Origin of the sequence: Streptomyces sp. SID3212 (genome assembly GCF_009865405.1) — a bacterium.
Lineage (GTDB): Bacteria > Actinomycetota > Actinomycetes > Streptomycetales > Streptomycetaceae > Streptomyces.
In genome coordinates this window covers 1-2,904 of the sequence record NZ_WWJY01000734.1, presented here as the reverse complement: position 1 = coordinate 2,904, position 2,904 = coordinate 1, and the positions used below count along the sequence as shown (strand labels likewise).

The 2,904-nt window shown below is 74.2% G+C and carries 1 protein-coding gene and 1 pseudogene; one reads left to right on the top strand and one right to left on the bottom strand.

The window, feature by feature from the left end; all coding sequences use genetic code 11:
- Positions 1 to 2,114: pseudogene (locus GT042_RS22340) on the bottom strand (hypothetical protein); the annotation flags it as partial.
- A gap of 239 nt (positions 2,115 to 2,353) precedes the next feature.
- On the opposite strand from GT042_RS22340, the gene GT042_RS22335 reads away from it, so the two are divergent.
- Positions 2,354 to 2,773, top strand: coding sequence for an MGMT family protein (locus GT042_RS22335; protein WP_275942199.1), 420 nt, complete (start codon positions 2,354 to 2,356; stop codon positions 2,771 to 2,773).
- The last annotated feature ends 131 nt before the right edge of the window (positions 2,774 to 2,904 follow it).

Here is a 2,904-nt window from a genome sequence, read left to right as displayed (position 1 = left end):
TCTGCCGTGCGCCCCGCGTGTGCCGCGCCGTCGGCGGAGTGGGGTCCCGCGTGTGTCTCCTCCAGCCGGGCGCGTTTGTTCGCCTCGGACGCCTTGAGCACCGCGTCCCGCTCGCGCTGCGAGCGCTCGCGCGCGAGCTTGCGCAGCGTCGCGCGCGTGGAGCGGCTCAGCGCGATCGGCTGGAGCAGCGGCAGGCTGTCCGCGATCGCGTCGGGGCCCAGCACCTCGACCCCGGCGGCGACCGAGCGCTCCGCGCCCACCCGCAGCCCTATGGTCGTGAGCAGCTGCGCGGTGTCCATCCGCAGGACGACGTCGCCCGCCGCGATCTCACCGCCGCGCAGCTCGGTGAGGACGACCCTGCCGGAACGATCCACCACCAGGGCGTCGCCGGTGAGCCTGCGGTGCGCGATGCGGCGCGACTGGAGGGCGCTGACCTGGCGCCAGGCGCCGCGCATCAGCTCGTCGGTGATCTCGTCGTCGGCGAGCGCGTCCAGGGACCGGCCGCCGAGGTGCTCGTACACGAGCATGACGGCGTCGGGGCCCAGCTCCGAGGTGGCGATGAGCTTGGGGGCGTTGGCGCCGGCGGCGATGGCCGCGTACGCGAGGAGGGCTTCCTGTTCGAGGGCTTGGCGCAGGGAGGGGATGGATCTGCGGGTGGTGATGGAGCGCAGCGTCAGCTGCCGCCACACGCGGTAGAAGAAGCCCTGCGCCTGCTGTTCGCGGTCCACGACCGTGACGTCGAGCGGGGGCCCGTCCTCCAGGGGTACGAAGTAGCGGCGGCCCCGGTCGCCCTGCTCGGCGGAGTCGGGCACGTCCTCGGCGCGCATGGCGCTGATCGGGCGGAAACCCACCCGGCGCAGACCCGCCATCAGCGTCTGCCCGGTGGGGCGGACGTTGGGCGAGCCGACCGTGTAGAGCGTGCCGTACGCGACGGTCCAGCCGATCAGGACGGTGAGGACGATCGAGAACGGGGTGGTGTACCCGGCGACGAGCATGGCGAAGGCGTCGAGCAGCAGCACGACCCACAGGACGACCCGCCAGCGGGGTCTGCGGGCCATCCCGACGGCCGTCATGTAGGCGATGACGGGGGCGAGATAGCCGTGTACGGGGTCGGTGAGCCCGGCGCCCAGCTGGGGTCTGGTCAGTGCCTCCTGGATGGAGTCGGGCGCGGACCGGGCGACCCAGAGGTCGGTGGCGAGGGTGACGCCGTGCGCGAGGACGGCGGCGAGGACGCCGTCGGCGATGCGCAGTCCGTCGCGTTTGATCAGCCGCTCGATGGCGAAGGCGACCGGGACCAGGAGGACGGCGATGGAGGACGCCAGGCCGGCCAGTTTGACCATGAGGTCGGGGGCCTGTCCGGTGCCCTTGCTGATGTCCTGTTCGAGCCCGGCGGTGGTGCCGTGGGCGAACGCGGAGAGGCCGATGACCAGGGCGATGCCGAGCAGGCCGATCAGCAGGCGGAGCAGGTCGGAGGGGCGGTGCACGCGGGCGGCGAGGAGCGGCTCGTCGCCGGAGAGGCGGTCGACGCGGGTGGCTCCGCCGGAGGTGTCGTCGCCCGAGGTGTCGTCGCAGGCCTTGTTGGCGTAGGCGTCTGCGTGCGCCTTTTCGGTGTCGGGGTGGGACCGGGTGGCTCCGGTGTGCTCGCCGCGGGAGGCGGCGGCGCCGGACGGGCCCTCCGACGGGTCGGCCGGGCCCGACGGGTCGGCGGGATCCGGCGATCCGCGGTGGGACTCGTGGAACTCGTTCGGCGCGGGGGATGCGGGGGAGTCGTGAGACGTGGGGGGTTCGTGGGGCGTGACGGGCCGGTGGGGTGTGGCGGGCTCGTGGGACGGCTCGGGCCGGGGCCCGGGGCCGGCACCCGACCCGGCGGCGGATCCCGTACCGGACTCTCCACCGGACCTCGGACCAGATCCCGTACCGGACTCTCCACCGGATCCCGTACCGGAGCCTGTCCCGGATCCTCCGCCGGATCCGGATCCGGAGCGCGCGAGGGGGCCCGGCCCGGAATGGGCCCGCGCCCGGCCGTCGCCGGAGGACCGTCCCGGTCGCGGCCCGGTGGACGCGTCGGGGCGCGACTCAGCCCCTGAAGTGTCCGCCGCCGCAGGTGGCTGCACGCCCTGCCCCTCCGCCGAGTCCGTCTCTTCTTGATCTCGTATCACCAGTCACCGCCCGCATGATGGTGGCACGAGCGGCCGACAGACGGGGGCATCAGGGTGCATTGCGGGGGCGTGGAGTGTGCGAGATACGTCCCTTTGCGTGTGTATGCACACACGGTGACCGAACGAATGCGCTGGGGCGCGAGGGGGTGACGGGGGCGGGCGGGTTGTCGGTGGCGTGCGGCAGGATGGGTCGGATGAGGTACGAGGAGCGGGACAAGCCGGACACGGCGGCGTCCGGGGAGGGGCCGGAGCGGCCGGGTGACCTGCCCGCGTACGCGGACCGGGTGCTGGAGGTCGTGGAACTGGTCCCGGCCGGCCGGGTGATGACGTACGGCGACGTCGCGGAGTGGCTCGGCGAGGGCGGCCCGCGCCAGGTCGGCCGGGTGCTGGCGCTGTACGGGGGCGGGGTTCCGTGGTGGCGTGTCGTCCGTGCGGACGGAGTGCTGCTGCCGGGCCACGAACTGCGCGCCCTGGACCACTACCGCGACGAGGGCACCCCGTTGCGCGAGGCCCCGCGCAGCGCCGAGGGCCATCTGCCGCGCCTCGACATGAGACGGGCCCGATGGGACGGCGGGGCTGCTGACGCGGACGCCGGCGACGGGGCTCATATATGACAGCTTCCGCCATTCGGCCACGCGGCGGGAGATCCGGCGGCGGGGCGGGGGTCCGGACGGAGTACGGAGCGGTGCGGGCGTACGGCGGTACCGCGCGCGGCCCCCGGTACGGGCCGGAGAGCCCGCGTCCC

What these genes read in the sequence shown, in the direction of transcription:
- GT042_RS22335 (WP_275942199.1), top strand. Translation starts at nt 2,354, where the DNA reads ATGAGGTACGAGGAGCGGGACAAGCCGGACACGGCGGCGTCCGGGGAG.